At 71.5% G+C, this 26,344-nt stretch carries 23 protein-coding genes; 9 read left to right on the top strand and 14 right to left on the bottom strand.

The window, feature by feature from the left end:
• Window positions 1–96: 96 nt before the first annotated feature.
• Both DIZ27_RS10190 and DIZ27_RS10185 read left to right on the top strand, forming a co-directional pair.
• Window positions 97–471 (top strand): F0F1 ATP synthase subunit epsilon, encoded by a 375-nt coding sequence (locus DIZ27_RS10190; RefSeq protein WP_109378016.1) that lies wholly within the window; start codon window positions 97–99, stop codon window positions 469–471.
• A gap of 162 nt (window positions 472–633) precedes the next feature.
• Complete coding sequence (locus tag DIZ27_RS10185) at window positions 634–1,080, top strand: DUF2550 domain-containing protein (protein WP_109378015.1); 447 nt, start codon at window positions 634–636, stop codon at window positions 1,078–1,080.
• A gap of 154 nt (window positions 1,081–1,234) precedes the next feature.
• On the opposite strand, the gene DIZ27_RS10180 is transcribed toward DIZ27_RS10185, so the two are convergent.
• From DIZ27_RS10180 to DIZ27_RS10170, 3 genes are all read right to left on the bottom strand, one after another.
• Window positions 1,235–3,058, bottom strand: coding sequence for a glycoside hydrolase family 18 chitinase (locus DIZ27_RS10180; protein ID WP_109378014.1), 1,824 nt, complete (start codon window positions 3,056–3,058; stop codon window positions 1,235–1,237).
• 127 nt (window positions 3,059–3,185) lie between these two features.
• On the bottom strand, window positions 3,186–3,827 hold the full coding sequence (locus tag DIZ27_RS10175; protein WP_109378013.1) for a response regulator transcription factor: 642 nt from the start codon (window positions 3,825–3,827) through the stop codon (window positions 3,186–3,188).
• Window positions 3,824–5,044, bottom strand: coding sequence for a sensor histidine kinase (locus tag DIZ27_RS10170; protein ID WP_109378012.1), 1,221 nt, complete (start codon window positions 5,042–5,044; stop codon window positions 3,824–3,826). Before DIZ27_RS10170 ends, DIZ27_RS10175 begins: the two co-directional genes overlap by 4 nt.
• A gap of 163 nt (window positions 5,045–5,207) precedes the next feature.
• On the opposite strand from DIZ27_RS10170, the gene DIZ27_RS10165 reads away from it, so the two are divergent.
• Complete coding sequence (locus DIZ27_RS10165) at window positions 5,208–5,801, top strand: hypothetical protein (RefSeq protein WP_109378011.1); 594 nt, start codon at window positions 5,208–5,210, stop codon at window positions 5,799–5,801.
• 52 nt (window positions 5,802–5,853) lie between these two features.
• Here the strand turns inward: DIZ27_RS10165 and DIZ27_RS10160 are convergent, their stop codons facing one another.
• Window positions 5,854–6,426 (bottom strand): cob(I)yrinic acid a,c-diamide adenosyltransferase, encoded by a 573-nt coding sequence (locus tag DIZ27_RS10160; protein WP_109378010.1) that lies wholly within the window; start codon window positions 6,424–6,426, stop codon window positions 5,854–5,856.
• A gap of 141 nt (window positions 6,427–6,567) precedes the next feature.
• Window positions 6,568–7,302 carry a D-Ala-D-Ala carboxypeptidase family metallohydrolase gene (locus DIZ27_RS10155; RefSeq protein WP_109378009.1) on the bottom strand — a complete coding sequence of 245 codons (735 nt, stop codon included), beginning with the start codon at window positions 7,300–7,302 and terminating at the stop codon, window positions 6,568–6,570.
• Window positions 7,303–7,603: 301 nt separating this feature from the next.
• On the opposite strand from DIZ27_RS10155, the gene DIZ27_RS10150 reads away from it, so the two are divergent.
• From DIZ27_RS10150 to DIZ27_RS10140, 3 genes are all read left to right on the top strand, one after another.
• Window positions 7,604–8,452 carry a 3-hydroxyacyl-CoA dehydrogenase family protein gene (locus DIZ27_RS10150; protein WP_109378008.1) on the top strand — a complete coding sequence of 283 codons (849 nt, stop codon included), beginning with the start codon at window positions 7,604–7,606 and terminating at the stop codon, window positions 8,450–8,452.
• A 197-nt stretch (window positions 8,453–8,649) separates the two neighbouring features.
• Entirely contained in the window at window positions 8,650–8,973 is a 324-nt protein-coding gene (locus DIZ27_RS10145; RefSeq protein ID WP_109378007.1) for an anti-sigma factor antagonist, read from the top strand.
• A gap of 299 nt (window positions 8,974–9,272) precedes the next feature.
• A complete protein-coding gene (locus DIZ27_RS10140) occupies window positions 9,273–11,855 on the top strand; it encodes an ATP-binding protein (protein WP_109378006.1) in 2,583 nt (860 codons plus the stop codon).
• Between the two features lie 100 nt (window positions 11,856–11,955).
• Here the strand turns inward: DIZ27_RS10140 and nucS are convergent, their stop codons facing one another.
• A complete protein-coding gene (nucS, locus tag DIZ27_RS10135; RefSeq protein WP_109378005.1) occupies window positions 11,956–12,627 on the bottom strand; it encodes an endonuclease NucS in 672 nt (223 codons plus the stop codon).
• Window positions 12,628–12,941: 314 nt separating this feature from the next.
• Between nucS and DIZ27_RS10130 the strand changes: the two genes are divergently transcribed.
• Window positions 12,942–13,334 (top strand): SCO5389 family protein, encoded by a 393-nt coding sequence (locus DIZ27_RS10130; protein WP_042167610.1) that lies wholly within the window; start codon window positions 12,942–12,944, stop codon window positions 13,332–13,334.
• Between the two features lie 82 nt (window positions 13,335–13,416).
• On the opposite strand, the gene DIZ27_RS10125 is transcribed toward DIZ27_RS10130, so the two are convergent.
• Window positions 13,417–14,445 carry an LLM class flavin-dependent oxidoreductase gene (locus DIZ27_RS10125; RefSeq protein WP_109378004.1) on the bottom strand — a complete coding sequence of 343 codons (1,029 nt, stop codon included), beginning with the start codon at window positions 14,443–14,445 and terminating at the stop codon, window positions 13,417–13,419.
• Between the two features lie 241 nt (window positions 14,446–14,686).
• Here DIZ27_RS10125 and DIZ27_RS10120 point away from each other — a divergent pair, with 241 nt between their 5' ends.
• Window positions 14,687–15,019: an ATP/GTP-binding protein gene (locus DIZ27_RS10120; RefSeq protein ID WP_109378003.1), complete on the top strand. Its 333-nt coding sequence runs from the start codon at window positions 14,687–14,689 to the stop codon at window positions 15,017–15,019.
• A 31-nt stretch (window positions 15,020–15,050) separates the two neighbouring features.
• Here the strand turns inward: DIZ27_RS10120 and DIZ27_RS10115 are convergent, their stop codons facing one another.
• The 7 genes from DIZ27_RS10115 to mce form a co-directional block, all read right to left on the bottom strand.
• Window positions 15,051–15,908: an ABC transporter permease subunit gene (locus tag DIZ27_RS10115; RefSeq protein WP_109378002.1), complete on the bottom strand. Its 858-nt coding sequence runs from the start codon at window positions 15,906–15,908 to the stop codon at window positions 15,051–15,053.
• Window positions 15,905–17,188, bottom strand: a complete 1,284-nt coding sequence (locus tag DIZ27_RS10110; protein WP_109378102.1) for an ABC transporter ATP-binding protein — start codon at window positions 17,186–17,188, stop codon at window positions 15,905–15,907. Before DIZ27_RS10110 ends, DIZ27_RS10115 begins: the two co-directional genes overlap by 4 nt.
• Window positions 17,189–17,369: 181 nt before the next feature.
• Window positions 17,370–18,146 (bottom strand): ABC transporter permease, encoded by a 777-nt coding sequence (locus DIZ27_RS10105; protein WP_109378101.1) that lies wholly within the window; start codon window positions 18,144–18,146, stop codon window positions 17,370–17,372.
• Window positions 18,143–19,096: an ABC transporter ATP-binding protein gene (locus DIZ27_RS10100; protein WP_109378001.1), complete on the bottom strand. Its 954-nt coding sequence runs from the start codon at window positions 19,094–19,096 to the stop codon at window positions 18,143–18,145. The genes DIZ27_RS10105 and DIZ27_RS10100 overlap by 4 nt, the downstream gene beginning before the upstream one ends.
• A 101-nt stretch (window positions 19,097–19,197) precedes the next feature.
• A complete protein-coding gene (locus DIZ27_RS10095; RefSeq protein ID WP_109378000.1) occupies window positions 19,198–20,133 on the bottom strand; it encodes a cellulose-binding protein in 936 nt (311 codons plus the stop codon).
• A 234-nt stretch (window positions 20,134–20,367) separates the two neighbouring features.
• A complete protein-coding gene (gene scy / locus DIZ27_RS10090; protein ID WP_109377999.1) occupies window positions 20,368–24,216 on the bottom strand; it encodes a polarized growth protein Scy in 3,849 nt (1,282 codons plus the stop codon).
• 273 nt (window positions 24,217–24,489) lie between these two features.
• Window positions 24,490–24,930 carry a methylmalonyl-CoA epimerase gene (gene mce, locus DIZ27_RS10085; RefSeq protein WP_055593439.1) on the bottom strand — a complete coding sequence of 147 codons (441 nt, stop codon included), beginning with the start codon at window positions 24,928–24,930 and terminating at the stop codon, window positions 24,490–24,492.
• A 147-nt stretch (window positions 24,931–25,077) separates the two neighbouring features.
• Between mce and DIZ27_RS10080 the strand changes: the two genes are divergently transcribed.
• Window positions 25,078–26,319: an acetyl-CoA C-acetyltransferase gene (locus DIZ27_RS10080; protein WP_109377998.1), complete on the top strand. Its 1,242-nt coding sequence runs from the start codon at window positions 25,078–25,080 to the stop codon at window positions 26,317–26,319.
• Window positions 26,320–26,344: the final 25 nt, after the last annotated feature.

The raw sequence follows: 26,344 nt of genomic DNA, 5'->3' as shown, positions 1-26,344 counted from the left end.
TCGGGGGGCGGGAACCGTCCCGCCCCCTGACCCCCGCCCATTAGACTTGTAACCAACACCCGGCGGACCTGCCGGGTGGTGACCCGAGGAGCCATCTTGGCTGCTGAGCTGCACGTCGCGCTGGTCGCGGCCGACCGAGAGGTCTGGTCGGGCGAGGCCACCCTGGTCGTCGCGCGCACCACGTCCGGCGACATCGGCGTCATGCCCGGTCACCAGCCGCTGCTCGGTGTGCTGGAGTCGGGACCGGTGACCATCCGTACGAGCGACGGCGGGACGGTCGTCGCCGCGGTGCACGGCGGTTTCATCTCGTTCGCGGACGACAAGCTGTCGCTGCTGGCCGAGATCGCCGAACTGTCGGACGAGATCGACGTCAAGCGCGCGGAGCGGGCGCGGGACCGTGCGAAGTCGGAGGCGGACGCCTCGGCGGAGCGGCGCGCGGACGTACGACTGCGCGCGGCGGCGGGGCACTGAACGACCCGAGGAGCCTCCCAGGCCGTCTAGGCTCTGGGGGAGCCGTGCAATGACGTGACTCAGCCGCGGCTGGGACCGGAGCGATCCGGACCCGGTCGCGGCTGAGGCAGATCTGGATGATTTTTCCGTTCCGTTACCTAGGAGACGAGGAGGTCGGTGTCGATGGTCCTCGCTCTGACTGTGTGCGGAAGTGTCGTGGCGCTCGTGGTGGTGGGCCTCTTCGTGTTCGGCCTGCGCCGCCGCTTCATCCAGCGTTCCGGCGGAACCTTCGACTGCAGCCTGCGCTGGGACGTCCCGGAAGCGGGCGACACCGGCGGCAAGGGCTGGGCGTACGGGGTGGCCCGCTACAACGGCGACCGGGTGGAGTGGTTCCGCGTCTTCTCCTATGCGCTGCGTCCGCGCCGAGTCCTGGAGCGCTCGGCGATCGAGGTGGCCGGCCGCCGGGTGCCCGAGGGCGAGGAGGAGCTGGCGCTGCTGTCGGACGCGGTGATCCTGGCCTGTCTGCACCGGGGCAGGCGGCTGGAGCTGGCGATGAGCGACGACGCGCTGACCGGTTTCCTCGCGTGGCTGGAGGCGGCACCGCCCGGCCAGCGGGTGAACGTCGCGTAGAGCGACGTTCAGGGCACCGCTGGATGGGGGTCCCCCCCCGGCAGCGGAGCTGTTGGGGGAGGGTGAACGTCGCGTAGACACGTGTGAACAGGACTGCTCCCCCGGACGAGGTCCGGGGGAGCAGTCCTGTCGTTCGCGGTCGGGTGCCGGTGGCCTACTTCAGGCCGTTGTGGATGGCGCCGACCAGTTCACCGCCCGCGGTGTCACCGCTGAACTCCCAGAAGAACGCTCCGCCCAGACCCTGGTTCTTGGCCCAGGCCATCTTGCTGTTGATGGTGGCGGGGGTGTCGTAGGACCACCAGTTGTTGCCGCAGTGGGCGTACGCCGTGCCGCCGACGGTGCCGGTGGCCGGGCAGCTGTTCTTGAGGATCTTGTAGTCCTCGATGCCGGCCTCGTAGGTGCCGGCCGCCGGGCCGGTGGCGGTGCCGCCGGGGGCGGCCTGGGTGACGCCGGTCCAGCCGCGGCCGTAGAAGCCGATGCCGAGCAGCAGCTTGCTCGCCGGGACGCCCTTGGCCTTCAGCTTGGCGATGGCGGCGGCGGAGTTGAAGCCGTCCTGCGGGATGCCGTTGTACGCGGTCAGCGGCGAGTGCGGGGCGGTGGGACCGGCCTTGTCCCAGGCGCCGAAGTAGTCGTACGTCATCACGTTGTACCAGTCGAGGTACTGGGCGGCGCCGCCGTAGTCGGCCGCGTCGATCTTGCCGCCGTTCGAGCCGTCCGCGGTGATGGCGGCGGTGACCAGGTAGTCCTTGCCGAACTCGGCGCGCAGGGCCTGGGAGAGGTTCCTGAAGGCCGCCGGACCACTGGTGTCGCAGGTGAGGCCGCAGGCGTTCGGGTACTCCCAGTCGATGTCGATGCCGTCGAAGACGTCGGCCCAGCGCGGGTCCTCCACGACCTGCTTGCAGGACTTGGCGAACGCGGCCGGGTTCTGCGCGGCCTGGCCGAAGCCGCCGGAGTAGGTCCAGCCGCCGAACGAGTACAGCACCTTGATGTGCGGGTACTTGGCCTTCAGCTGGCGCAGCTGGTTGAAGTTGCCGCGCAGCGGCTGGTCCCAGGTGTCGGCGGTGCCGCTGACGGACTGGTCCGCGGTGTAGGCCTTGTCGGTGGCGGCGTAGGCGTCGTCGAGCTTGCACTGGCCGCCCACGACGTTGCCGAACGCGTAGTTGATGTGCGTGATCTTGGCGGCGGAGCCGGACGTCACCAGGTTCTTGACGTGGTAGTTGCGGCCGTAGACGCCCCACTCGGTGAAGTAGCCGAGATTGACCTTGGCGCCGGTGGGCGGCGGTTCCTCGGTGTTGCCGGTGGTGCGGACCCGCACCGCGCCGCTGACCGGACCGGTCTGGTCGGCGGTGTCACGGGCCTGGACGGTGTACGAGTAGTCGGTGCCCTTGGCCAGCCCGGTGTCCGTGTACGAGGTGCCGGTCACGGTGGCGACCCTGGCGCCGTCGCGCAGGACGTCGTAGTTCTTGACGCCCTTGTCGTCGGTGGCCGCGGACCAGGACAGCCGCACGGAGGTGTCGGTGATGTTCGAGGCGGTGGGGGTGCCGGGGGCGGAGGGGGCCGCGTCGCCGGGGACGGAGGTGCCGTCGCAGCTGCCGCCGTTGAGCTTGCAGCCGGACGGGGAGCCGGAGCCGCTGCCGTTGAAGCCGAAGGAGATCGACGCCCCGGGAGCGAGGGTGCCGTTCCAGCCGACGTTCTTGGCGGTCCAGTGGTCACCGGAGTTGGTGACCGTGGCGTCCCAGGCGGAGGTGACCTTGGTACCGGAGGGGAAGTCCCACTCCACGGTCCAGGAGTTGATCGTCGTGGTGCCGGTGTTCTTCACCGTCCACTTGCCCTCGAAGCCGGAGCCCCAGTCCTGGGTCTTGGCGTAGGTGGCGGTCGCCGAGGTCGCGGCCTGGGCGGGGCTCGCGAGGGCGACGAGAGCGGAGAGGGGGAGGAGCAGGGTCGAGAACCCTGCCACGGCTCTGTGTCTGAAGCGCATGGCGCGCCTCCTTTGTGGGGTGGGAGATATCGCCGTGGACATGACTGAGCCTTCACACCCACGGTGCCGCGAGGATAGAAAGGTCTGGACCACGGGTCAATAGGTCTGGACCACCCGCTCGGTTCGGTCAGATCCCCAACTCCTGCGCCAGTACCGCCGCTTGCACGCGGCTGCGCAGCCCCAGCTTCCCCAGCAGGCGGCTGACGTGGGTCTTCACGGTGGCCTCCGCCATGTCGAGGCGCTCCGCGACGGCGGCGTTGGACAGGCCCTCGCCGAGACAGGACAGCACCTCCCGCTCGCGCCGGGTGAGGGAGTCCAGCACCGCCGGATCGACCGTGGACCCGCGGGCGGGCTTCGCGGCGAACTCCGAGATCAGCCGCCGGGTCACGGCCGGGGCGACGATCCCCTCCCCGCGCGCCACCGTGCGCACGGCCTCGATGAGGTCCTTCGCCTCCGTGTTCTTCAGCAGGAACCCCGAGGCCCCGGCCCGCAGCGCCCCGAAGACGTACTCGTCAAGGTCGAAGGTGGTCAGCACCAGGACGTCGGCGAGCCCTTCCGCGACAACCTGCCGGGTGGCCGACACTCCGTCCAGGCGCGGCATCTGCACATCCATCAGCACCACGTCCGGGCGCAGTTCACGGGCGAGCGCCACCGCCTGCTCACCGTCCGCCGCCTCACCCGCCACCTCGATGTCGGGCGCGCTGCGCAGGATGAGCACCAGCCCGGCGCGGACGGCGGACTGGTCCTCGGCGACCAGGACGCGGATCATTCGGTCCCTCCTCGGGGAACGTCGGTGACGGGAAGGGTGGCGCGGACGACCCAGAGCTTGCCGCCGGTGCCGTCCGCGGCGTTCTCCGGGCCGGCCTCGAAGGTGCCGTGCAGCAGCGCGGCACGCTCCCGCATCCCGACGAGCCCGGCCCCGGAGCCCGGCGCGCGCGGGGCGTCCCGGCCGCCGTAGGGGCTGGTCACCCGCAGGTCGAGGGTGCCGTCCAGTTCGCGCAGCCGCACCGTCACCCGCCCCTTCGCGGCGTGCTTCAGCGCGTTGGTCAGCGCCTCCTGCACGATCCTGTACGCGGCGAGCTCCACCGGCGCGGGGACGGGGCCGTGCGCGGCCTCGGGCAGGGAGTCGAGGGTGACCTCCAGGCCGTTGGCACGGGCCCCCTCCACCAGGGTGCCGAGACCGCCGAGGGTCGGGGTGGCGGTGGGCTCCCGGTCGTCGGCGTCGGAGCCGTCCCGCAGGATGCCGATGAGGCGGCGCATCTCGGACAGTCCCTGGACGCTGTTCTCCCGGATCACGGTGAGCGCCTCGCGGGAGGTCTTCTCGTCCTCCAGGGAGAGGGCGGCCGTGGAGTGGATGGCGATCGCGGACAGGTGGTTGGCGACCATGTCGTGCAACTCCCTTGCCATTCGGGCCCGTTCGGCCGCCACCGCCTGGGTGCGGTCCATCTCGGCGAGCAGCGCGGTCTGTTCGGCGCGCAGCCGGGCGGCCTCGGCGGCCTCCCGGTGGTTGCGCACGACCAGCCCGGTCGACGCGGGCGCGAACGCGACGACACCGACGGCCACCCCGACCAGCAGCGCCTCGGGCTCCCGCCACACCGCGTACGGCACCAGCGTTCCCACGAGCGTGAGCAGCGCGGTGATGCGGGGGATGCGGCGGGCGGTTCCGGGGGTGCCGTACAGAACGGCGGCGTAGACGAGGTCGGTGTACATGATGACCGTGGCCAGGCTGCCCTGGGTGAGGCCGTCCGCCACCAGCGCGGCCGTACCGGTGAGCAGCGCGGTGCGCGAGGCGGTCCGGCGCAGCAGCTCGCAGCCGGCGATCACGGCGAGCGGCAGCAGGAGCGGCCACCGGCCGTCGAAGATCACGTAGGCGGCGTCGGCGGGCCGCATGCCCAGCCCGATGCCCCACAGCAGCAGCCCGCCGAGCAGTCCGGCGAGTGACGCCCACACGTCGATGCGCTGGGGCCGGGGGAGTCGTAGGGCCATGAACCCCATCCAACACGGTGCACCCGGCCGTCGCCTGATGCCCCGGTACGTTCCTGCACGGCGCTGGACTGCATCTTTCGATGTACCCGAGGCTCGTCGGCGACGACGACGCGCCCGACCGGTCCGCACGGGAGCCTGAAAGGGTGACGGAGAGGAGCGAACCGTGATCGTCGCCTTGATCGCAGCATGCGAGATCGGCTTCTGGGTGCTGCTGGCCGCCGGAATGGCCTTCCGCTACCTGTTGAAGATGCCGGGCACCGGCCTGGCGCTGCTGCTGTGCGAACCACTGCTGGAGGTCGTCCTGCTGGTCGCCACCGCGCTGGACCTGAAGAACGGTGCCGAGCCGGGCTGGGCGCACGGTCTGGCCGCGCTCTACATCGGCTACACCGTCGGGCACGGCCACCGCACCGTGAAGTGGCTCGACGGCCATGCCGCCCACCGGTTCGGCGGCGCCCCGAAACCGGCCGGCCCGCCGCGCTACGGCATGGCCCGCGCCCGGCACGAGACCGGGGTGTGGCTGGGCACGCTGGCGGGGGCCGTCGTGGCCACCGTGCTGCTCCAGCTCGCCGTCTGGTACGTCGGCGACGCGAGCCGGGTGGGCTCCCTGGAGAGCTGGCGCACCACCGCCTGGAAGGTCGCCGGCATCCACGGCCTGATCGCCCTGACGTACTGGCTCTGGCCGAAGAAGGCCCCGGCGGGCGAGGGGCGGGCGGACCGGGACGATCTCGCCGGGTCGAAGAAGAGCGTCCGCCGTTGAGCCCGGCCGGGCCGTCGGGACGGACGCCCGGACGACCCGCTGCCGTCGCCCCTCAGCGCTCGCCGCCCGGTACCCACAGGATGTCGCCGGTCTCCTTGTTGGCGGTGCGGGCCAGGATGAAGAGGAGGTCGGAGAGGCGGTTGAGGTAGGTGGCGGTGAGGGGGTTCATGGTGTCGCCGTGCGCCTCCAGGGCCGCCCAGGTGGAGCGCTCCGCGCGGCGGACCACGGTGCATGCCTGGTGGAGGAGGGCGGCGCCCGCCGTGCCTCCCGGGAGGATGAAGGAGCGCAGCTTCTCCAGCCGTTCGTTGAAGTGGTCGCAGTCCGTCTCCAGCCGGTCGACGTAGAACTGCTCGACCCGCAGCGGGGGGAACTCCGGGTTCTCCACGACCGGCGTCGACAGGTCGGCGCCCACGTCGAACAGGTCGTTCTGCACGCGGGTGAGGACCTTGACGACCTCCTCGTCCAGGGCGCCCAGCGCGATCGCGGTGCCGATCACCGCGTTCGCCTCGTTGGCGTCGGCGTAGGCGGCGATGCGCAGGTCGGTCTTGGCGACCCGGCTCATGTCACCGAGGTTCGTGGTGCCCTTGTCGCCGGTCTTCGTGTAGATGCGTGTCAGCTTGACCATGCGGCCAGCCTAATGACGCCTCGGCCGTCCGGACACCGGTGTGCCGACCGTCACGGCCGGCCGTCGCGGCGGGCGGGTGGGGCCGGTGTGTGGGGGGTGGCCCGCCGTTATGGCCGGTCTCGGGTGGGGCGAAGTGACGTGTCAGATCCCGCAGGTGGGTGCGGACCAGTACGGTGACGGGTCGAAGGCCACGTGGGTGTGGTCGTTGTGGCCGGGGTAGCCGGGGCCGAGGATCTCGGAGAAGCCATGGACCCTGGACTGCTTGGCGAGGGTGCACAGGCTCGGCGAGCCGACGAGGTCGGCCGCGTCGCCGTAGAGATGACGGCTGGTCGACGAGCCGCCGACCGCGCTGTTGCAGGCGTAGGAGCGGAAGCCGCTGGAGATGGTGATCGGCACGTCACCGAGCGCGTGCCGCAGCGCCTCCAGCTTCCACATGGTCTTCAGCGCGTTCGCCTTGGCGGTGGCCGCCGGGACCGCGCCGCCCGACCAGGTGGAGTTGCACTTGTTGAGTTCGGCGTAGCTGAAGTGGACGGGCGTGCAGTCGGCGTCCTGGAGCGCGTAGATCTTGCTGAAGGTCTGCGGACCGGCGACACCGTCGGCGGGCAGTCCGTACGCCGACTGGAACTTCTTGACGGCGGCGGCGGTGCGGGCACCGTACTGGCCGTCGTAGGAGAGCCGCTCGCCCGAGGTCACCCAGCCGGCGACCCGGATCTGCAGCTGTGTCACATCGCTGCCGGAGGAACCCTGGGACAGGGTGCGGTTCCAGGTGTAGCACTCGTCGGCGTGCGCCGTGCCGGCGGTGGCGCCCACTCCGAGGACCATGCCAGCCATGACCATGACAAATGAAAGAAGGATGCGTGTCGCGCGTCTCAGCATTCCGGCCTCCCGACCGTCCGTCGCTGGATGGAACGGCGCCGCCCGCCCGAGCGGCACCCGTCGACCAGCGTGCGGCACAGTGCTACGCGCGTCAACAATCCGTGGATGAATACCTGGAGTTGACGGCGGGGAGGATCGGTGGCCGAACCCCGGGGGCCTCGGAGGCGCCGGGAGTGATGGGTGTCTCACTGCGTGAGACGTGACACGCATTACTAACCCCTCACACATCCGCTCACGAGCGCTAGTGTCCGCGAGTGACGTACAGGAACAGCGTGTGAGTGTTTCGAAGGGGAGTCGCACAGTGGCACGGAAGCTCGCCGTCATCGGGGCCGGTCTCATGGGGTCCGGGATCGCCCAGGTCTCCGCTCAGGCGGGCTGGGACGTCGTCCTGCGCGACGTCACCGACGAGGCGCTCACACGAGGTACCGACGGAATCAAGTCGTCGTACGACAAGTTCGTGAGCAAGGGCAGGCTCGAGGCCCACGACGCCGACGCGGCCCTCGCCCGGATCACCGCGACCACCGACCTGGACGCCTGCGCGGACGCGGACGTCGTGGTCGAGGCGGTCTTCGAGAAGCTCGAGGTCAAGCACGAGATCTTCCGCGCCCTCGACGGGATCGTGCGCGAGGACGCCGTGCTCGCCTCCAACACCTCCGCCATCCCGATCACCAAGATCGCGGCTGTGACGGAGCGCCCGGAGCGGGTCGTCGGCGCGCACTTCTTCTCGCCGGTGCCGATGATGCAGCTGTGCGAACTGGTCCGCGGCTACAAGACCAGCGACGAAACCCTCGCCACCGCACGGGAGTTCGCCGAGTCGGTCGGCAAGACCTGCATCGTGGTCAACCGCGATGTGGCCGGCTTCGTGACCACCCGCCTCATCAGTGCCCTCGTCGTCGAGGCCGCGAAGCTCCACGAGTCGGGTGTGGCGAGCGCCGAGGACATCGACCTGGCCTGCAAGCTGGGCTTCGGTCACGCCATGGGGCCGCTGGCCACCGCCGACCTGACCGGCGTCGACATCCTGCTGCACGCCACCGGGAACATCTACACCGAGTCCCAGGACGAGAAGTTCGCCCCGCCCGAGCTGATGCGCCGGATGGTTGACGCCGGTGACATCGGCCGGAAGAGCGGGCAGGGCTTCTACACGTACTGATCACCCCGAACGCCCCGGTGCTCATCACGCACCGGGGTGAATTCGGTATCGGTTCGCTTACGCGGGGCAACCTCTGCGGGCTCCACGCGGTCAGAGGGTGCATCACCGTCGTCAAAAACGTGAGAAGCCCGAAAATCTCAAAACTTTAAAGCCTGAAAACCTTAAAAACACGGAGCACGGCACGCACGGGAGCGCATATGCATATCAGGGGCGACCACGCCGAACTGGTCGTCGGGGGCCGCCTCGATGTCCGCAGCGCGGCGGACGCCCGTACGGTCCTGCACTCGGCCGTCGACGACGGGGTCGGCGATCTGCTGCTGGACCTGTCCGAACTGGACTCCTGGGACGCCACCGGACTCGGCGTGATCATGGGGGTCCACCGGCGGGCCGGCCGCCGCGGCCGGCGGCTGGTGCTGCGCGACGTACCGCCGCAGCTGCAGCGCCTGTTGGTGGCCACCCGGCTGCACCGGATCCTGGCGATCGAAGGGGGCATCGGGGTGGACACACTGCCCCGTGTGTGAGGTCGGTACGGGGATGAACCTGACGGACCTGGCGAACCTGACGACCGGCAGGGCCCGGCCGCCCTGACGAGAGACACCGGCGACCCGTGCGACGTGCGCACAATCCTCACGAGACTGTGATGTCCCGGACCGAGCGGTACCCCGGACTGTCGTAGATACTGGGAGAAGGTTTAGGGTTCGGCTGCCCGCTGCCTCACCAACCCTCGAACGGGCCCGGGCCAGGAGCGACAGCGCGGTGTGCAGCAAGGCCGGGAGGGCTTGGACCCAGGCACACGACGCTTTTGGGGGGCTAGGACCTTATGGACCCGAACAACCCGGGACCCGAGGAGTACGGTCGTGATGGTGACGGGCACGCGCCGCGCCAGCGCCCGCCCAGGGAATCCCTCACATCCGACTTCGGGCAGCCCGCGCCCGTGCTCGCCCGCACGGTGCAGCTCGTCTCCGGCGACTTCCTGCTCACCGTCAACCCCGTCGACGGCAGTGAGATAGAGCCCTGCCCGCCCGCCGAGCGGCCCGCCCGCCCCGTGAAGCTGACGGAAGCCGAGCGTGCCGAGACCGAGCGGGCCGCCAGGCCGCCCGTCCCGCCCGGCCCGGCCCTGCCCGAACTGCCGCTGACGGCCCGCCAGGACGAGCGCGAGAAGCTGGTCCGGCTGCTCGCCCGCGGCCGCTCCGTGCGCCTCACCGGTCCCGCGGGCTCCGGCCGTACCCGGCTGCTCGACGTCGTCGCCGAGGACTGCGCGGACCTCGCCCCCGACGGCGTGGTCCGCCTGGACGGCCACCGCCGCAGCGCCGACGATCTGCTGTACGACCTCTTCTACGCCGTGCACGGCGCGCCGCTGTACCGTCCCGGCCGGGACGAACTCACCGACTGCCTCCGTGAGGTCGGCGCGGTCGTCGTCCTCGACGACCTCGGGTTCGGCGGCGCCGCCCTCGACGAACTGCTCGACGCGACGCCCGAGTGCGCCTTCCTGCTCGGCGCCACCCCGGACGTGCCCGCCCCGTCGGCCGACTCCGCCGTGGAGGAGGTCGTCCTCGACGGACTCGACCGCGCGGCCGGTCTCGACCTGCTGGAGCGCACCGTCGACCGGGACCTCACCGAGGACGAGTCGAACTGGGCCGGGGACCTCTGGTTCGAGTCCGAGGGCCTGCCGCTGCGCTTCGTCCAGGCCGGCGCCCTGCTGCGGCAGCGCGACCGGCTGCGCGCCGGCACCAGCGCCGTCGACGAGTTCGGCGTCTTCGAGGACCTCTGGCCCGGCGACCTGTCCGACGAACTGCCCGCCGACGCCGTCGACGCCGTCGACGGTGACGAGATCCCGTTGCCCTCGCTCGGCGAGGCGGCCGCTCCCGCTCCGCTGCTCGCGGCACGGCTCAGCGCCTCCGCCCGCGCCACCCTGCGGTTCGCCGTCGCGCTCGGCGGCGAACTCCCGCACCAGGCGCATCTGCCCGCGCTGGTCGGCGACACCCACGCCGACGCCGCGCTCGGCGAACTGGCCGCCTGCGGGCTGGTCGCCCCGGCCGGCTCCCGCTACCGGCTCGCCGCCGGCGTCCCGGCCCAGCTGGAGGCCGCCGGTTACGCCGACGGGGCGCAGGCGCAGGCACGCACCGCCGCTCAGCACTACGCCTGGTGGGCCGGGCACCCCTCGGTCACCCCGGAACGGGTCTGCGCCGAGGCCGACGCGGTGCTCGCCGCGCTCGCCGTGCTGTCGCCGCTCGCCTCGGCCGCCGAGGAGGGCGAGGCGGACGTGGCGGTGCAACTGGCCCGCACCGCCGCACCCGCGTTCGCCGCGGGCCTGCACTGGAACGCCTGGGAGCGGACCCTGCGGGCCGGCGCGGAGGCCGCCCGGCTCGCCGGGGACGTGGCGGAGGAGGCCTACTTCCACCACGAGCTCGGCATCCAGGCCCTGTGCGCGGGGGAGCTGGACCGCGCCCGTGCCGAACTGGAGGCCTCCATCGGCCTGCGCGGGGCCGCCGCCGACAAGCGCGGCACCGTCGCCGGACGCCGGGCGCTGGCCCTGGTCAGCGACCGCTCCGGCATCCCGGCGGCGCTCGCGCCGACCGCGGGGGAGGAGGTGCCGGACGCCCAGTACGAGGAGTCGGCCTCGCCGCCCCGCGGGGTGCCGACGGCCTTCCCGGAGCTACAGCCACCCACCGACACCGGCCTGATCGTCCACCGCACCTCGCCCGTGCCGACGCCCGCACCCACGCCCAAGGCCGGCGTCGGGCTGAAGGGCCTGGCCCGGCGCAACCTCATGGCGGCCGGCGCGGGCGCGCTGCTCGTCGCCGTGCTGGGCACGGTGGTCACCCTCGGAGCCACCTCGGAGAACAACCCCGGTACCCCGTCGGAGAACGTCGACGTCAACCCGTCCGCGAGCCAGGGTGCCGACGACGGCAGCCTGGGTGCGGACCGGCGGACCGAGGAGGGCGGTGACACCGGTGACGCCACCAGCCGGCCGGCCGACCCCGGCCCGGACGGCACCCTCGGCACCTCCGACGACCCGACGCCGACGGCCACGGAGTCGGGCGAGGCCTCGGCCGATCCGAGTGACACCGGGAAGCCGGACGACTCGACGCCCACGCCCTCCACGCCGACGACGTCGTCGTCCTCGCCCGCGAAGCCGTCGACGACGACCAAGCCGAGCGATCCCACCGACGAGCCGACCGAGTCGCCGGACGAGCCGACGGACGAACCCACGGACGAGCCGACCACCCCGACGACGGGCCCGACGGACGACTACACCCCGCCGCCGGCCACGTCCGACTCGGCGAGCGGCCCCACCTCCTCCATCCCGACCCAGACGGAGTCGGGGGCGAGCAGTTCGGCGAGCGCCCCGCAGAGCAGCGAGGCGGGCACGCCGAGCAGCTCCGGAACGACGCTGATCTGACGCCCCGGGCGTCCGCGGACGCCCGGGAACACTTTCGGGCATGTGCGAAGGGCCGGGCCCCCGACGGGGGCCCGGCCCTTCGCACATGCCGTGACGCCGCTCAGAACAGGCGCAGTTTGTCGTCCTCGATGCCCCGCATGGCGTCGTAGTCGAGGACCTGGCAGCCGATGCCCCGGTCGGTGGCGAGCACGCGGGCCTGCGGCTTGATCTCCTGGGCCGCGAACACGCCGCGCACCGGGGCGAGATGCGGATCGCGGTTCAGCAGCTCCAGGTAGCGCGTGAGTTGCTCCACGCCGTCGATCTCACCGCGCCGCTTGATCTCCACCGCGACGGTCTGTCCCTCGGCGTCGCGGCAGAGGATGTCGACGGGGCCGATGGCGGTCATGTACTCGCGGCGGATGAGGGTGTAGCCCTCGCCGAGGGTCTCGATGCGGTCCGCGAGCAGCTCCTGGAGGTGGGCTTCCACGCCGTCCTTGATCAGGCCGGGGTCGACGCCCAGTTCGTGCGAGGAGTCGTGCAGGACCTCCTCCATCGTGATGATGAGTTTCTCGCCCGCCTTGTTGACGACGGTCCAGATCCCCTCCTCGTCACCGCTGCCCTCCTTGAGCGTGCAGGGCGGCGACATCCAGTTCAGGGGCTTGTAGGCCCGGTCGTCGGCGTGGATCGAGACACTTCCGTCCGCCTTGACCAGGATCAGACGGGGTGCCGAGGGCAGGTGCGCGGTGAGCCGCCCGGCGTAGTCCACGGAGCAGCGGGCAATGACGAGACGCATGGTCGGCAACGCTACTCGACAGGCCGCCGTCGATGCGATTCGCCCGGTCCCGCGAACGACTCGGAACCGAGTCACAGGAGCCACTCCAGACCCTCGCGACGTGTCCTGTATCTCCTGGAAAACGCGTGTTCGGCGATGGCCGATTCCCGGCCCACAGCAAGTCCCGCATCCGGGGATTCTCCTGGTGCGGCCCCGGCCAGTTGCTTACGGTATTGAACGGGAGGTCGCGGCGTGTGCACGCAGCGTGTCGGATTCTGCGAACTCCCGTATCTGTCAGGCAACCCCCGCCCGGCGGGGGTGCGAGAGGAGAACCCATGTCGCTCGACGTCTCACCGGCCCTACTCGAACAGGCCGAGCGAGGCGAGGTCGACGAAGCAGACTTCGTCGACTGCGTCCGGACCTCCCTGCCCTACGCGTGGGAGATGATCAGCTCCCTGGTGGCCCAGTTGAAGGTGGACGGCGGAGAGTTCGCCGACAACCAGACGCCTCCGCCGGACGAGCAGGCTCGCGGTCAGCTGCTGCGTGCGCTCGCGAGTGACGCGATACGCGGCGCGCTGCAGCGGCACTTCGGTGTCCGGCTGGCCTTCCAGAACTGCCACCGGGTGGCCGTGTTCCCGCTCGACTCCTCGGTCGACGAGAGGCTGGCCAAGTTCACCTCGGTCCGCGGGCAGCTGCTGAACCAGTCGCCGGAACTGCGCGACTGCTGACGCGACCCGTCGCTTGCCGCTCCGTACGCGGGAGGTGCGCTCTGTACCGGGGCGGCAAGTCTCACCGGAATCCCCCGCTCGTTCAGACGAGTTGGGGGATCACCTCGGCGCCGAGCCGCCGTACGTTCTCCTCGGTCGCCGCGAGGTCGCCGGACCCCTCGACGAGCAGGGCGAACCGGGAGATGCCGGTCCGCTCGCTGGTCGCGGCGAGCCGGTCCGCACACAACCGCGGGGGGCCCACCGGGTGCAGCCCGCAGAGGAGTTCGGTGTAGGCCAGCGGGTCGCGCATCCGCCGCTCCCGGTGGTCCACCGTGACATGGGCCTCGAGCCCCTGCCGCAGCCAGCCCGGCATCGCCTTGAGCAGCGTCTCCGCCGCGTCGGCGCGCCGGTCGGCGATCTGCACGACACCGGCCGACACATGGGCCACGCGGTGGATCTCCGCCGCCGGCCGCCCGCACGCGTGCGCGTGCCGCTGCCACAGGGTGACCATCTCGGCCTTCTCCTCGTCTCCCACGTGCATGCCGAGCAGCATCGGCAGCCCGCGCTCGGCCGCGAGCCGCACGCTCGCCGGGGAGGTGCAGGCGACCACGACCTCGGGGCCCTCCGTCTCGGTGAGGCACTCCGACGGGCGCGGGACGACGGGCACTTCACGGAACCGGAAGCGTTCCCCGGCGGCCGCGACGGAGGGTTCGCGCAGCCAGCGCATCAGGAGATCGAGTGATTCGGGGAACCCCTTCTCGTACGCCTCGAGGCCGGACCCGAAGACCTCCAGGTCGACCCACGGCCCGCCGCGCCCGACGCCCAGCGAGAACCGCCCGCCGCTGGTGACGTGCAGCAGCGCGGCCTGCTCGCCGAGCGCCACCGGATGGACGGTGGGCAGCACACTGACCGCCGTACCGACCCGGATGCGGCGGGTGCGGCCCAGCAGTAACGCCGCCAGGGTGACCGCCGACGGACAGGTGCCGTACGGCACGAAGTGGTGCTCGCCCAGCCAGACCGCGTCCAGCCCCGCCTCCTCGGCGACCTCGGCCGAACGGACCGCTCGGTGCAGTGCCTCCCCTTCGCCCTGCCCGGGGAACCGGGCGGCCAACACGAAACTTCCAACGCGCATTGCTTTCCTGCTTCCTTGGCTCCGACACGGAGCTCCCCCGCAGGGCATAACCGTCTGACACGTGCCGAGGACACGGCTCGGAGGGGAATTTACGGATTGTCTGCAGAATGGGCGGTTCTGGGGCGAGTGTTGCGCCCTTGTGGAGGGAAGCTTGTGATGTTTGGTTCCGTACGCGTACCCCGACCGGCGCCGCGTAGGCTGGAAGCGGTCCCGCATCCTGTATAGCCCCGTGAGGTGTTCTGTGTCCCCGCGTCGTAACCGACCCAAGGGAGCCGGTTCGTCCGGCCGGAGCGCCGCGGACGACCGTTCCGGACGGTACGGCGGCTGGCAGTCCACCGAGAGCTGGCAGGGCGAGGAGTGGAGCGTGCGGCACGTGGCGGGTTCCAGTGCCCAGGGCAAGGCGTACCGCTGCCCCGGTTGCGACCAGCTGATCCCGGACGGGGTGCCGCACGTGGTGGCCTGGCCGGAGCACGCGGGGGTCGACGACCGCCGGCACTGGCACAAGGCCTGCTGGAACGCGAAGGACCGCCGCACCATGCGGGTGCAGCGGTCCCGTAACGCGCCGAGGTTCTGAGCCCGGCGCTCTCCCGTTCCGGCCGGGGCTCCTACACGTCCCGCTTCCCCAGCAGGGCGAAGGCGCCGCCGAGCGCCGCGGCCGTGACCCCGAGCATGATCCACAGCGGGTCCCAGCCGGACGGACCGGACGTGCTCAGGGAGTTGGCGTAGAAGATGCTCATCTGGTTCGGGATGGAGTACTCGAACAGGGCCATGCGCACGTCCTCCAGCGAGGTGGAGAACATGAACATCGCGATCACCAGCGGGGCGAGCACGGCGCCGATCATGATGGTGATGGCGCCCGCCGAGTGCCGGATGATCGAGCCGACGGCCAGCGAGAGCGTGCCGAGCAGCGCGATGTAGAGCGAGATGCCGACGGTGGCCTTCAGCCACTCGCCGCCGGTGGGATCCCCCGCGTTGTTGCCTTCCATCATCACCGTGTGCAGGAACGCGACGGCCGTCGCGGACAGCAGCGTCACCACGAAGGCGACCAGGAAGAACACCAGGGCCTTCGCCGCGAGCACCCGCCCGCGCGAGGGGCAGGCCACCATGGTGGTGCGGATCATGCCGGTGCCGTACTCCGTGGCCGTGGTCAGCACGCCCAGCGTGATGACGCACATGCCGCCCAGGAGCAGTCCGAAGAAGCCCATGGACAGCGCGCTCTCGCCGTTCAGGTCCGTGTCGGTGCTCGCCACCACCGCACCGGTCAGCAGGCCGATGCCGACGACGAGCAGCACGAACACGCCCAGCGTCCACATCGTGGAGCGCACCGACCGGATCTTCGTCCACTCGGAGGCGATCGCGTGCCCCAGGTGCGTGCGCACCACCGGGATCGGCGAGTGGTAACCGGGATCCGTCGCCTGCCATACGGGCGCGGCCTGCGGGGTCGGGGGCTGGGGCGTGCTCATCGGGCGTCCTCGGGCTTGGTCACGTCGGAGCTGGACGGGCTGGGCGGGCTGGGCGGGGCGGCCGGTGGAGCGGCCGACGGGGCGGCCGGAGCCGTGCCCCGGGCCGGCTGAGCGGCGGCGGGCGGCTGCGGGACGGGCTGGGCGTACGGGTTGGCCATCGGGGCCCCCGGAGCGGCTCCAGGGGCGCCCGGAGCGCCGTACGGGCCCGTGGGAGCCTGCGGTGCGCCCGAGGCCGCCGCGAACTGCGGGCCGCCCTGCTGGGGCGGCGGCGGGGCGTACCAGCCGGGCTGGCCCTGGCCCGGTACCGGCACCGGAGGCTGCACGCCCGGCGGCAGCGGCTGCTGGAGCCCTGCCTTCTGGTCGTCGGTCGAGCGGTAGTCGACCGCTCCCTGCGTCATCCGCATGTACGCCTCCTCCAGCGAGGCCTGATGCGGTGACAGCTCCCACAGCCGTACGCCGGTGTCGTGCGCGATGTCACTGACGCGCGGCAGCGGCAGTCCCATCACCCGCAGCGCGCCGTCCTGCTCGGGCAGCACCTGGCCGCCGGCCTCGCTGAGCGCGGCGGACAGCTTCTCGCGCTGCTGCGGCTCGGTGTCGGGCGTGCGCACCCGCGCGAAGTCGGCGGAGTTGGCCGAGATGAAGTCCTTCACACTCATGTCGGACAGGAGCTGTCCCCGGCCGATCACGATGAGGTGGTCGGCGGTCAGCGCCATCTCGCTCATCAGGTGGGAGGAGACGAAGACCGTACGGCCCTCCGCGGCGAGCGACTTCATCAGGGTGCGCACCCAGAGGATCCCCTCGGGGTCGAGGCCGTTGACCGGCTCGTCGAACAGCAGCACCTGGGGGTCGCCGAGCAGCGCGGCGGCGATGCCGAGCCGCTGGCCCATGCCCAGGGAGAAGCCCTTGGAGCGCCGCCCGGCCACCTCGTGCAGCCCGACCACACCGAGCACCTCGTCCACCCGCCGGGCCGGGATGCCGGACAGCTGGGCCAGGCTCAGCAGGTGGTTGCGGGCGGACCGGCCGCCGTGCACGGCCTTGGCGTCCAGCAGCGCGCCGACCTGCCGGGCGGCGTTGGGCAGCCTGCGGTAGGGATAGCCGCCGATCGTGACGTGGCCCGCGGTGGGGTTGTCCAGACCGAGGATCATCCGCATCGTCGTGGACTTGCCCGAACCGTTGGGGCCGAGGAAGCCGGTGACGGCGCCGGGACGCACCTGGAAGGAAAGGTTGTACACAGCGGTCTTGTCGCCATACCGCTTGGTCAGGCCGACTGCCTCGATCATGCTCCGCCCCATCGAGAGGTTCAGGACAACGAGGGCACACGCCCCCCGTAAGAGTTAGGAGGATATCGAGACGCTGACGGTTCCACCCAAGGGGAGGTAAAGCCGGTGGAAACCCAGCCCCGCCCCGCCCCGCCTCCGGACCGGCCGGGGCACCTCCTCGCCCGGCCCGTGCCCTGCTGCCCTACGCGTCGCGTCCCCTCAGCACCAGATATCCGCCGACGAGTGCCGCGACCACCCACAGCGCCATGATGCCGAGGCCGCCCCAGGGCCCGTACGGGGTGTCGTCGCCGATCGGCGTGACCACCTGCATGATCCTGCTGCCCGCCTGGTCGGGCAGGAACCGGCCGACCTTCTTCGTCGCGTCGACGTTGGCCAGGATGTTGGAGATCAGGAAGAAGAACGGCATCAGGATGCCCAGCGACAGCATCGGGGAGCGCAGCATGGTGGCGACGCCCATCGAGAACACCGCGATCAGGGTCATGTAGAGACCGCCGCCGATGACGGCCCGCAGCACTCCCTCGTCCCCGATGGACGCCTTGTGCTCGCCGAGCATCGCCTGCCCGAGGAAGAAGGCGGCGAAGCTGGTGACCATGGAGACGACGAGCGCGAGCGCGGTGGCCACGCCGAGCTTGCCGGCCAGGAAGGCGCCGCGCTGCGGTACCGCGGCCAGCGAGGTGCGGATCATGCCGGTGCTGTACTCGTTCGACACCACCAGCACCCCGAACACGATCATCGCGAGCTGACCGAGACTCGTCCCGGCGAAGCTGATGAACGTCGGGTCGAAGGAGAGCCGGCTCTGCGGGCTCATGTTGTCGAACTCGTTCGCCGACAGCGCCGAGATCAGCATGCCGAGCGCGATGGTGACGACCACCGCCAGGGAGAGCGTCCACACCGTGGACGCCACCGACCGGATCTTGGTCCACTCGGACCGGACGACCTGTGCCGCCGACATGCTCAGCCCCTCTTCCAGCCGTCGCCCCACTGCTGCGGGGGCGCGGACGTGCCGGAGTGCGCGTGGTACTCCACCGACTCCGCGGTCAGCCGCATGAACGCCTCCTCCAGGGAGGCCTGCTGCGGGCTCAGTTCGTGCAGTACCAGTTGGTGGGCGGCCGCCAGCTCCCCGACCTGCTCGGCCTTGGCGCCGTCCACCTCCAGCACCCCGCCGCCGCTCTCGACGACCGTGACCCCGGCCTCGTGCAGCACGTCCAGCAGCCGTTCCCGCTGCGGGCAGCGGATCCGGACGTACGAACGGGAGTTGTGCTCGATGAAGTCGGCCATGGAGGTGTCGGCGAGCAGCCGGCCCTGCCCGATGACGATGAGGTGGTCGGCGGTCAGCGCCATCTCGCTCATCAGGTGGGAGGAGACGAAGACCGTACGGCCCTGCGCGGCGAGCGACTTCATCAGGGTGCGGATCCAGTGGATGCCCTCGGGGTCGAGGCCGTTGACCGGCTCGTCGAACATCAGGATGCGCGGATCGCCGAGCAGGGCGCCGGCGATGCCGAGCCGCTGGCCCATGCCGAGCGAGAACCCCTTGGTCTTCTTCCTCGCGACGGACGTCAGCCCCACCGTCTCCAGTACCTCGTGCACCCGCTGCCGGGGGATGCCGTTGCTCTGGGCGAGGCACAGCAGATGGTTGAAGGCGCTGCGGCCGCCGTGCAGGGCCTTGGCGTCGAGCAGCGCGCCGATGTACTTCAGAGGGTCCTTGAGCCGGTCGTAGTGCCGGCCGTCGATGCGGACGTCGCCGGCCGTGGGCCGGTCCAGGCCCAGCATCATCCGCATGGTGGTGGACTTGCCCGCGCCGTTGGGACCGAGGAACCCCGTGACGATGCCCGGTCTGACGGTGAACGTCAGGTTGTTGACCGCCACCTTCTCTCCGTACCGCTTGGTCAGCCCCTCAATCTCGATCATGCCGCCACGCTAGAACGGGACGAAGCCCTCTGCCAACTCCGTGGCAGAGGGCTTCACCTATGTTCGGCCGCTGTATCCCAGCCGGTTACCGGAACCGCCGGTTACCGGGTCTGCTGGGCCGGAACCCCGCGGGAGGCGGTCTCGTCCTCGGCCGGCGTGCCGGCCGCGGCCACCGCGGCGCCCGTGAGCGTCGCCAGCATCTCGCGGACGTTGGTCAGCTGGGCGTTGATGGAGTCGCGGCGGTTGGTCAGCGCGGCCAGCTCCCGCTCGGATTCCGAACGGATCCGGTCAGCCTTGGCGTTGGCGTCGGCCACGATGTCCTCGGCCTGGCGCTGGGCGGTCTCCACCGTCTGGCGGGCCCGGCGCTCGGCGTCGGTGCGCAGCTTCTCCGCCTCCAGGCGCAGCTGCTCCGCGCGGTGCTCGATCTCGGCGAGCCGCTTCTCGGCCTTGGCCTGACGCGACGCCAGGTCGCGCTCGGACTGCTCGCGGCGCTTGGCGAGGTTCGTCTCGAAGTCGGCGGCGGCCTGCGCGGCCTTCGCGCGGGTCTCCTCGAAGAGGGCGTCCGCCTCCTCACGCTTGGACTGCGCGTCCTTCTGCGCGTCCGACCGCAGCTGGGCGGCCTCGCCCTGGGCCTTCTCGACGATCCGGACGCCCTCGTCCTCGGCCTTCGCCTTGCGCTCGGCGGAGTACGACTCCGCGTCGTTGCGCACCTGCTGGGCGGCCGACTCGGCGAGCTCGCGGTGCTGCTCGGCCGCGCGCCGGGCCTCCTCGCGGAGGTCCTTCGCCTCCTCCTCGGCCAGGCGCAGGATCTTCTCCACGCGCGCGCCGAGACCCGCGTACGACGGCTCGGCGTCGGTGACCTGGGTCTGGGCGTTCTGCGTCTCGAGGTGGAGCTCCTCGATGCGCTTTTCCAGAGCGGTGATGCGGGCGAGAGCGCTGTCACGGTCGGAGACGAGCTTGGAGATGCGTTCGTCCACCTGAGCGCGGTCGTATCCACGCCGCACAAGCTCGAAGCCGTAGGGGGAAGTGTCGCTCATGGGGTTCCTGTCGAATGAGACCGGTGAGGTGATAGGGGGAATCCTAGGCGCCGAAGCGCTGTGTCATCGAGTGGATGCACGTTTGATACGGAGAATGACACCCCTTTTGAGTGGCCGGCACCCGGAGCGCTTGCCAAGTGCATGCTCAAACCCCCTTGTCGGCACGGGAGTTGGCATGCCGGCAGGGGGGTTCCCGCATCGTCGAAGAGCTTGACCGGTTCGTTATACGGCGCCCTAACTGTCCGAAGACTTGCTCCGTTGGCCCGGCGGACCGGCCGCCGCGGCGGCCTTCACCCCGTTGTCCTTGCCACCGCCCGGAACCTCGAACGACTCCAGCGCCTCCAGGACGTCCTGCACGCGGGAGATCTCGGCGTTGATGTCCTCGCGCCGCCGCACCAGGACCTCCAGCTCGCGCTTGCCCTCCTCGACCGTGGCCCGTGCCTCGCGGATCGCCTCGGCCTTGAGCTCCTCGGCCTCCTTGATGAGCGCGGCCTTCTTCTGCTCGGCCTCCTTCAGCAGCCCCTCGGCCTTCTTCACCGCGGCGATACGCACCTTGCCCGCCTCGGAGTTGGCCTCGGACACGAGCTCCTTGGCCTTCGCCTGGGCCTTGGCGAGCTGCTCCTCGGCCGCCTTGACGAGCGCGTCGCAGCGGTCACCGGTGGACTTCATCGTCTCGGCCGCCTCACGGCGGGCCCGCTCGTGCAGCTCCTCGATCTCGCCGGTGATGCGGTCCCGCAGCTCCTCGGCGCGCTCCCGGATCCGGGTCGCGTCCTGGCGGGCCCCGACCAGCAACTCGTCCGCGTCCGTACGGGACTTCTCCACCCGCGAGTTGCCCTCGACGGTCGCCTCGGAGACGATCCGGTCGGCCTCGGTGCGGGCCGCGCCCACCATCGAGTCGGCCTGGGCCTCCGCGTCCGCGGTGGTCTTCTGCGCCTGCTGCTGCGCCTCGGTGAGCAGCTTGTCCGCCTCGGCGGTGGTCTCCGTGATGAGCGTGTCCACCTGCTCGGCCGCCTCGGAACGCCGCTTGTTGGCGTCCTTGCGAGCCTCGTCCAGCGTGCGCTCGGCCTCCTCGCGCGCCGAGGTCACCAGACGCTCGGCCTCCTGCTCCGCGTCGGTCTTGAGCCGCTCCGTCTCGCCCCGGACCTGCTCCGCGTGCTGCTGCGCCGAGTTGACCGTCCGGGACGCCTCGGCCCGCAGCCGCTCCGCGTCGCCCGTCGCGTCCGAGATCAGCTTCCCGGCCTTGGCGACCGACTCCGCGCGCTGCCGGTCGGTCTCCGCGATCGTCTCCGCGGTGAGCCGCTCCGCCTCGCTCCGCGCCTCGGTGATGAGGGTGTCCGCCTGCGTCGCCGCCTCCGAACGGATCCGGTTGGCGTCCTGGCGGGCCTCGGCCCGGGTGCGCGCGGCGCTCTGCTCGGCCTCGGCGGCCGTGTCCGACGCCTCCGTACGCATCCGCTGGGCCTGCTCGGAGACCTCCGAACGGACCCGCTCCGCCTCGGTGATCGCCTCGGACACCGTGCGCTCGGCGAGCGACTTGGCGGCCTCCGTCTCCTCCTGCGCCTCGCGCCGCAGCCGGCTCGCGTCCTCGCTCGCCCGCTCCCGCTCCGCGTAGGCGTCGGCCCGGACCCGGTCCGCCTCCTCCTCGGCCTCGCGCCGGGTACGGTCCGCCGCGTGCTCGGCGGCGCTGCGCAGCCCGGTGATCTCCTCGTGCGCCTGTTCGTGCAGTTCCGCGACCGAGTCCCGGACCTGCTGCGCGTGCTGCTCGGCCGCCGACACCATCTCGGTGGCACGACGGTCGGCCTCCTCGACCAGCCGTACGGCTTCGGCCTGCGCCTCCTCCACGCGAGTGCGCGCCGCGGCCAGCAGTTCCTCGCTCTGCTCCCGGGCCCGCTCGCGCTCCTGGTCGGCCTCCTGCCTGGCCGCGCCCAGCAGTTCCTCGGCCTCGCGGCGGCGCCGGGCGGCCTCCTCCTGCGCGCCGGCCAGCGCCTGGGACGCCTCCGTGCCGAGCCGCTCGGCGGCGGCCAGCGCCTCGGCCCGCATCCGGTCGGCGCTGTCCTGCGCCTCCGACTTGAGCCGCTCCGCCTCCGCCGCGGCCTCCGAACGCAGCCGCACGGCGACCGACTCGCCCTCCGCGCGGGACGCCGACGCGTCCGCCGCGGCCTCGGTACGCAGCCGCTCGGCCTCCGCCTCCGCCTGCTCACGGAGCGTGCGACCCCGCTCCGCCGCCTCGGCGCGCAGCCGCTCGGCCTCGTCCGAGGCCTCCCGGCGGATGCGGCCCGCCTCCTCACGGGCCTCGCTCAGCGCCTGTTCGGCCGAGGCCAGCCGCTCCTCGGCCTCCGTGTGCAGCCGGGTCAGCTCCTCGGCGGCCTCCGCGCGGCGTGCCGTGACGGCCTGCTCGGCCTCCTCGTGCAGCTCGCGCGCGGCCCGCTCGGCGTCCTCCTTGAGCGCGTCGGCCTGCTCGGTGGCCTCCGCGCGGTGCTGCTCCGCCTCCTTGCGGGTGCGCTCCAGCGTCTCCTCGGCCTGCCGGCGCAGCGTCGTGGCGCGCTCGATGGCCTCGGTGCGGACCTTCTCGCTGTCCGTCTGCGCGGTGGAACGCAGCTCGTCCGCGTCCGCCTTCGCCTTGGCCAGCAGCTCCTCGGCGGACCGGGCCGCCTCCTCGATCTGCGCCACGGCCTCCTTGCGGGCCTCCGCGCGGATCTTCTCGCCCTCGGCGACCGCGTCGGCACGCAGGTGCTCGGCCTCGCCGCGCAGCCGACGGGCCTCCTCCTGCAGCTCGACCGTCTTGGCGCGGTACTCCTTGGTGTCGTCCTTCGCCGCGCCCTTGAGCTGGGTGGCGATGTCGTGCGCCTCGGCCCGCAGCCGGTCCGCCTCGGCCTCGGCCTCCCCACGGATCCGCTCGGCCTCCTCGGCCGCCGCCCTGGTGGTCCGCTTGGCGTCCTCCGACGCCTTGTTGAGCACGTCCTCGGCGGTCTTGGCCGCCTTGGACAGCTGGGTGGCGCTCTCCTCGGCGGTGATCGTGCGGGCCTTCTCGGAGGCCTCCGCGACGATCTTCTCGGCTTCCGCACGGGCGTCCGCGACGATCTGCTCGGCGTCCGCCTTGGTGGACTCGGCCTCCTTGGTGGCCTCGCCGACCAGCCGGGCGACCTGCTCCTTGGCCGTACGGGTACGGGTCTCGTTGGCGGCCTCGGCGGAGGCGAGCGCCTTCGACGCGGCCTCCTTCGCCTCGGCGAGCACCTTGTCCGCCTCGGCACGGGCCTCGCGCAGCGCCGCCTCGGCGTCCGCCATGCGCTGTTCGGCCGCCCTGGCGAGCTCCTGGGCCTCGCGGCGGGCGGACTCCGACTCGCTGGCCGTCGACGCCCGCAGCTGCTCGGCGTGGTCGGTGGCCTCCTGCGCCTGCGCGGAGGCGGCGTTCAGCAGCCGCTCGGCGTCCGCGCGGGCCCGGCGCAGGGTCTGGTCGGCCTCCGTGCGCGCCGCTTCGGCCTCGCCGCGCAGCCGCTGGCGGGCCTCGGCGGTCACCCGTTCGGCCTCCGCGCGGGCGGCGGCCAGGGCCTGTTCGGCCTCCGCGCGGGACTCGTCGAGCAGCCGGCGGGCCTGCTGCTCGGAGCGGGCCCGCACCTGCTCCGCCCACGCCACGTTCTCGTTGACGTGCGACTCGACGGTCTGTCGGCGCTCCGCCAGCTCCTGGTCGAGCTGCTGGCGCCGGGTCACGGCCTCCTGGTGCAGCTCCGACTGGAGCCGGGCCGCCTGCTCGGCGTGCTCCTGGAGGATCCGCTGGGTCTGCGCCCGCACCTGGCTCAGCTCACGCTCGGCGTCCGCGCGGAGCTGGTCGGCCTGCACCTGCGCGTTACGCAGCAACTGCTCGGCCTGATAGCCGATGTCGCCGCCCTCGTAGGCGGGCCGGGACATGATGGTGCGCCGCGCCTCGTGCAGCTTGGCGCGCAGCACCTCGACCTGGTAGCCGAGGTCATCGGCGTGCTGGATCGCCTTTTCCCGCTCGGTCTTCAGCCGCTTCATCTCGGCTTCGAACCGAGAGAGGTGGTCGACGTCAGCCGCCGGCTCTCGCTCCTGGCTCTCGTAGCCCCGCACTGCGCGGTCCCATCCGTCCCCTGGTCGCAACTCTGGCCGAGCCCCGCCCATCCGCCGAACGGGGCCCCCGGGGAATGGTGTCAGATCGGCGGAAGAGCATGCGCTGCTGCCCCCGCGCTCGCCCCCCGAAACCCGGACCCCGGTGAATCCTGCTGTCAAGAAGGACGACGTTCACCCGAATGGAGGCAGTCGTCACCTTTTTGACGGCAGGACCTGATCGCCCTGGATCGAGCGGCGACCGCACCCAACCCTACCGGCCCTTATGTACGTGGGTCAGTGCTCAGGTGACTCAACAGGCGCCGAAGTGACCAGTTCGGTCAGTACGCCGTGGCAGTCCTTGGGGTGCAGGAAGGTGATCCGTGACCCCATGGAGCCGCGCCGGGGCTCTTCGTACAACACGCGTACGCCCTTGTCCTTGATGGCGGCGGCCTCGGCGTCGACGTCCGCCGTGCCGAAGGCGATGTGGTGGACCCCCTCCCCGTTCTTCGCGAGCCACTTCGCGACGGTGGAGTCCTCCCGGGTCGGCTCGAGCAGTTGGAGGTAGGACGCGCCTCCGTCCGAGGTCTCGTTGATCTTGAGCATGGCCTCCCGCACGCCCTGCTCCTCGTTGACCTCGGAGTGGAACACCTCGAAGCCGTACGTGGCCCGGTAGAACTCCACGGTCGCGTCGAGGTCGTGGCAGGCGATCCCGATGTGGTCGATTCGCGTCAGCATGGAATCAGTGGAGCGCTACCGGGGCGGTTACGCAACGTGCGCGCGATCACACCGTAAGCCGGATGACGGGGCGGACCGCAGCTCAGTACATTCGAAGTAAACCCTCGTTCACTCCTCGGCTGTGCAGCCGGAAGGGGATCGCAGCTCATGACTTCTGCAGCTTCTGAATCCACCGCATCATCAGCGCCTTCCGTCACGAACGGCACGACGTCCGTCATCGTCGCGGGCGCCCGGACCCCGATGGGCCGGCTGCTCGGCTCGCTGAAGTCCTTCTCCGCGGCCGACCTCGGCGGCTTCGCGATCAAGGCCGCCCTCGACCGTGCGGGGATCGGCGGCGACCAGGTCCAGTATGTGATCATGGGGCAGGTGCTCCAGGCCGGGGCGGGGCAGATCCCGGCACGTCAGGCCGCCGTCAAGGCCGGCATCCCGATGAACGTCCCGGCGCTCACCGTCAACAAGGTGTGCCTGTCCGGTCTCGACGCGATCGCGCTGGCCGACCAGTTGATCCGGGCGGGTGAGTTCGACGTGGTCGTCGCCGGCGGCCAGGAGTCCATGACCAACGCCCCGCACCTGCTGCCGAAGTCCCGTGAGGGCTTCAAGTACGGCGCGGTCCAGATGATCGACGCCATGGCGTACGACGGTCTGACCGACACCTTCGAGGGCATCGCCATGGGCGAGTCCACGGAGAAGCACAACACGCGCCTCGGCATCGGCCGGGCCGAGCAGGACGAGATCGCCGCCCTGTCCCACCAGCGGGCCGCGGCCGCGCAGAAGAACGGCGTCTTCGAGGCGGAGATCACCCCCGTCGAGATCCCCCAGCGCAAGGGCGACCCGGTCCTCTTCAACCAGGACGAGGGCATCCGCGGCGACACCACCGCCGAGTCGCTCGGCAAGCTGCGCCCCGCCTTCACCAAGGACGGCACGATCACCGCCGGCACCTCCTCGCAGATCTCGGACGGTGCGGCGGCCGTGGTCGTGATGAGCAAGGCCAAGGCGCAGGAGCTCGGCCTGGAGTGGATCGCCGAGATCGGCGCCCACGGCAATGTGGCCGGTCCCGACAACTCCCTCCAGTCGCAGCCGTCCAACGCGATCGCCCACGCCCTCAAGAAGGAGGGCCTGGAGGTCTCCGACCTCGACCTGATCGAGATCAACGAGGCCTTCGCCGCGGTGGCCGTGCAGTCGATGAAGGACCTCGGGGTGTCCACGGAAAAGGTGAACGTCAACGGCGGTGCCATCGCCCTCGGTCACCCGATCGGGATGTCCGGCGCCCGGCTGGTGCTGCACCTGGCGCTGGAGCTGAAGCGGCGCGGCGGCGGCGTCGGCGCGGCGGCGCTGTGCGGCGGCGGCGGCCAGGGCGACGCCCTGATCGTGCGGGTGGCCAAGGCCTGATCCGGCTCGGACGGTCGGCCGGTTC

Origin of the sequence: Streptomyces sp. NWU339 (assembly GCF_003143855.1) — a bacterium.
In the GTDB taxonomy this organism is placed as follows: Bacteria; Actinomycetota; Actinomycetes; order Streptomycetales; family Streptomycetaceae; genus Streptomyces.
The sequence above is the reverse complement of the archived record's forward strand: the minus strand, read 5'-3'. Positions and strand labels throughout refer to the sequence as shown.

What these genes read in the sequence shown, in the direction of transcription:
- nucS (WP_109378005.1), bottom strand. Translation starts at nt 12,627, where the DNA reads ATGCGTCTCGTCATTGCCCGCTGCTCCGTGGACTACGCCGGGCGGCTC.
- DIZ27_RS10125 (WP_109378004.1), bottom strand. Translation starts at nt 14,445, where the DNA reads ATGCGCGTTGGAAGTTTCGTGTTGGCCGCCCGGTTCCCCGGGCAGGGC.
- DIZ27_RS10180 (WP_109378014.1), bottom strand. Translation starts at nt 3,058, where the DNA reads ATGCGCTTCAGACACAGAGCCGTGGCAGGGTTCTCGACCCTGCTCCTC.
- DIZ27_RS10100 (WP_109378001.1), bottom strand. Translation starts at nt 19,096, where the DNA reads ATGATCGAGATTGAGGGGCTGACCAAGCGGTACGGAGAGAAGGTGGCG.
- DIZ27_RS10155 (WP_109378009.1), bottom strand. Translation starts at nt 7,302, where the DNA reads ATGCTGAGACGCGCGACACGCATCCTTCTTTCATTTGTCATGGTCATG.
- DIZ27_RS10130 (WP_042167610.1), top strand. Translation starts at nt 12,942, where the DNA reads ATGTCGCTCGACGTCTCACCGGCCCTACTCGAACAGGCCGAGCGAGGC.
- DIZ27_RS10115 (WP_109378002.1), bottom strand. Translation starts at nt 15,908, where the DNA reads ATGAGCACGCCCCAGCCCCCGACCCCGCAGGCCGCGCCCGTATGGCAG.
- DIZ27_RS10170 (WP_109378012.1), bottom strand. Translation starts at nt 5,044, where the DNA reads ATGGCCCTACGACTCCCCCGGCCCCAGCGCATCGACGTGTGGGCGTCA.
- DIZ27_RS10185 (WP_109378015.1), top strand. Translation starts at nt 634, where the DNA reads ATGGTCCTCGCTCTGACTGTGTGCGGAAGTGTCGTGGCGCTCGTGGTG.
- DIZ27_RS10145 (WP_109378007.1), top strand. Translation starts at nt 8,650, where the DNA reads ATGCATATCAGGGGCGACCACGCCGAACTGGTCGTCGGGGGCCGCCTC.
- DIZ27_RS10080 (WP_109377998.1), top strand. Translation starts at nt 25,078, where the DNA reads ATGACTTCTGCAGCTTCTGAATCCACCGCATCATCAGCGCCTTCCGTC.
- DIZ27_RS10160 (WP_109378010.1), bottom strand. Translation starts at nt 6,426, where the DNA reads ATGGTCAAGCTGACACGCATCTACACGAAGACCGGCGACAAGGGCACC.
- DIZ27_RS10175 (WP_109378013.1), bottom strand. Translation starts at nt 3,827, where the DNA reads ATGATCCGCGTCCTGGTCGCCGAGGACCAGTCCGCCGTCCGCGCCGGG.
- DIZ27_RS10140 (WP_109378006.1), top strand. Translation starts at nt 9,273, where the DNA reads ATGGACCCGAACAACCCGGGACCCGAGGAGTACGGTCGTGATGGTGAC.
- DIZ27_RS10095 (WP_109378000.1), bottom strand. Translation starts at nt 20,133, where the DNA reads ATGAGCGACACTTCCCCCTACGGCTTCGAGCTTGTGCGGCGTGGATAC.
- mce (WP_055593439.1), bottom strand. Translation starts at nt 24,930, where the DNA reads ATGCTGACGCGAATCGACCACATCGGGATCGCCTGCCACGACCTCGAC.
- DIZ27_RS10110 (WP_109378102.1), bottom strand. Translation starts at nt 17,188, where the DNA reads ATGATCGAGGCAGTCGGCCTGACCAAGCGGTATGGCGACAAGACCGCT.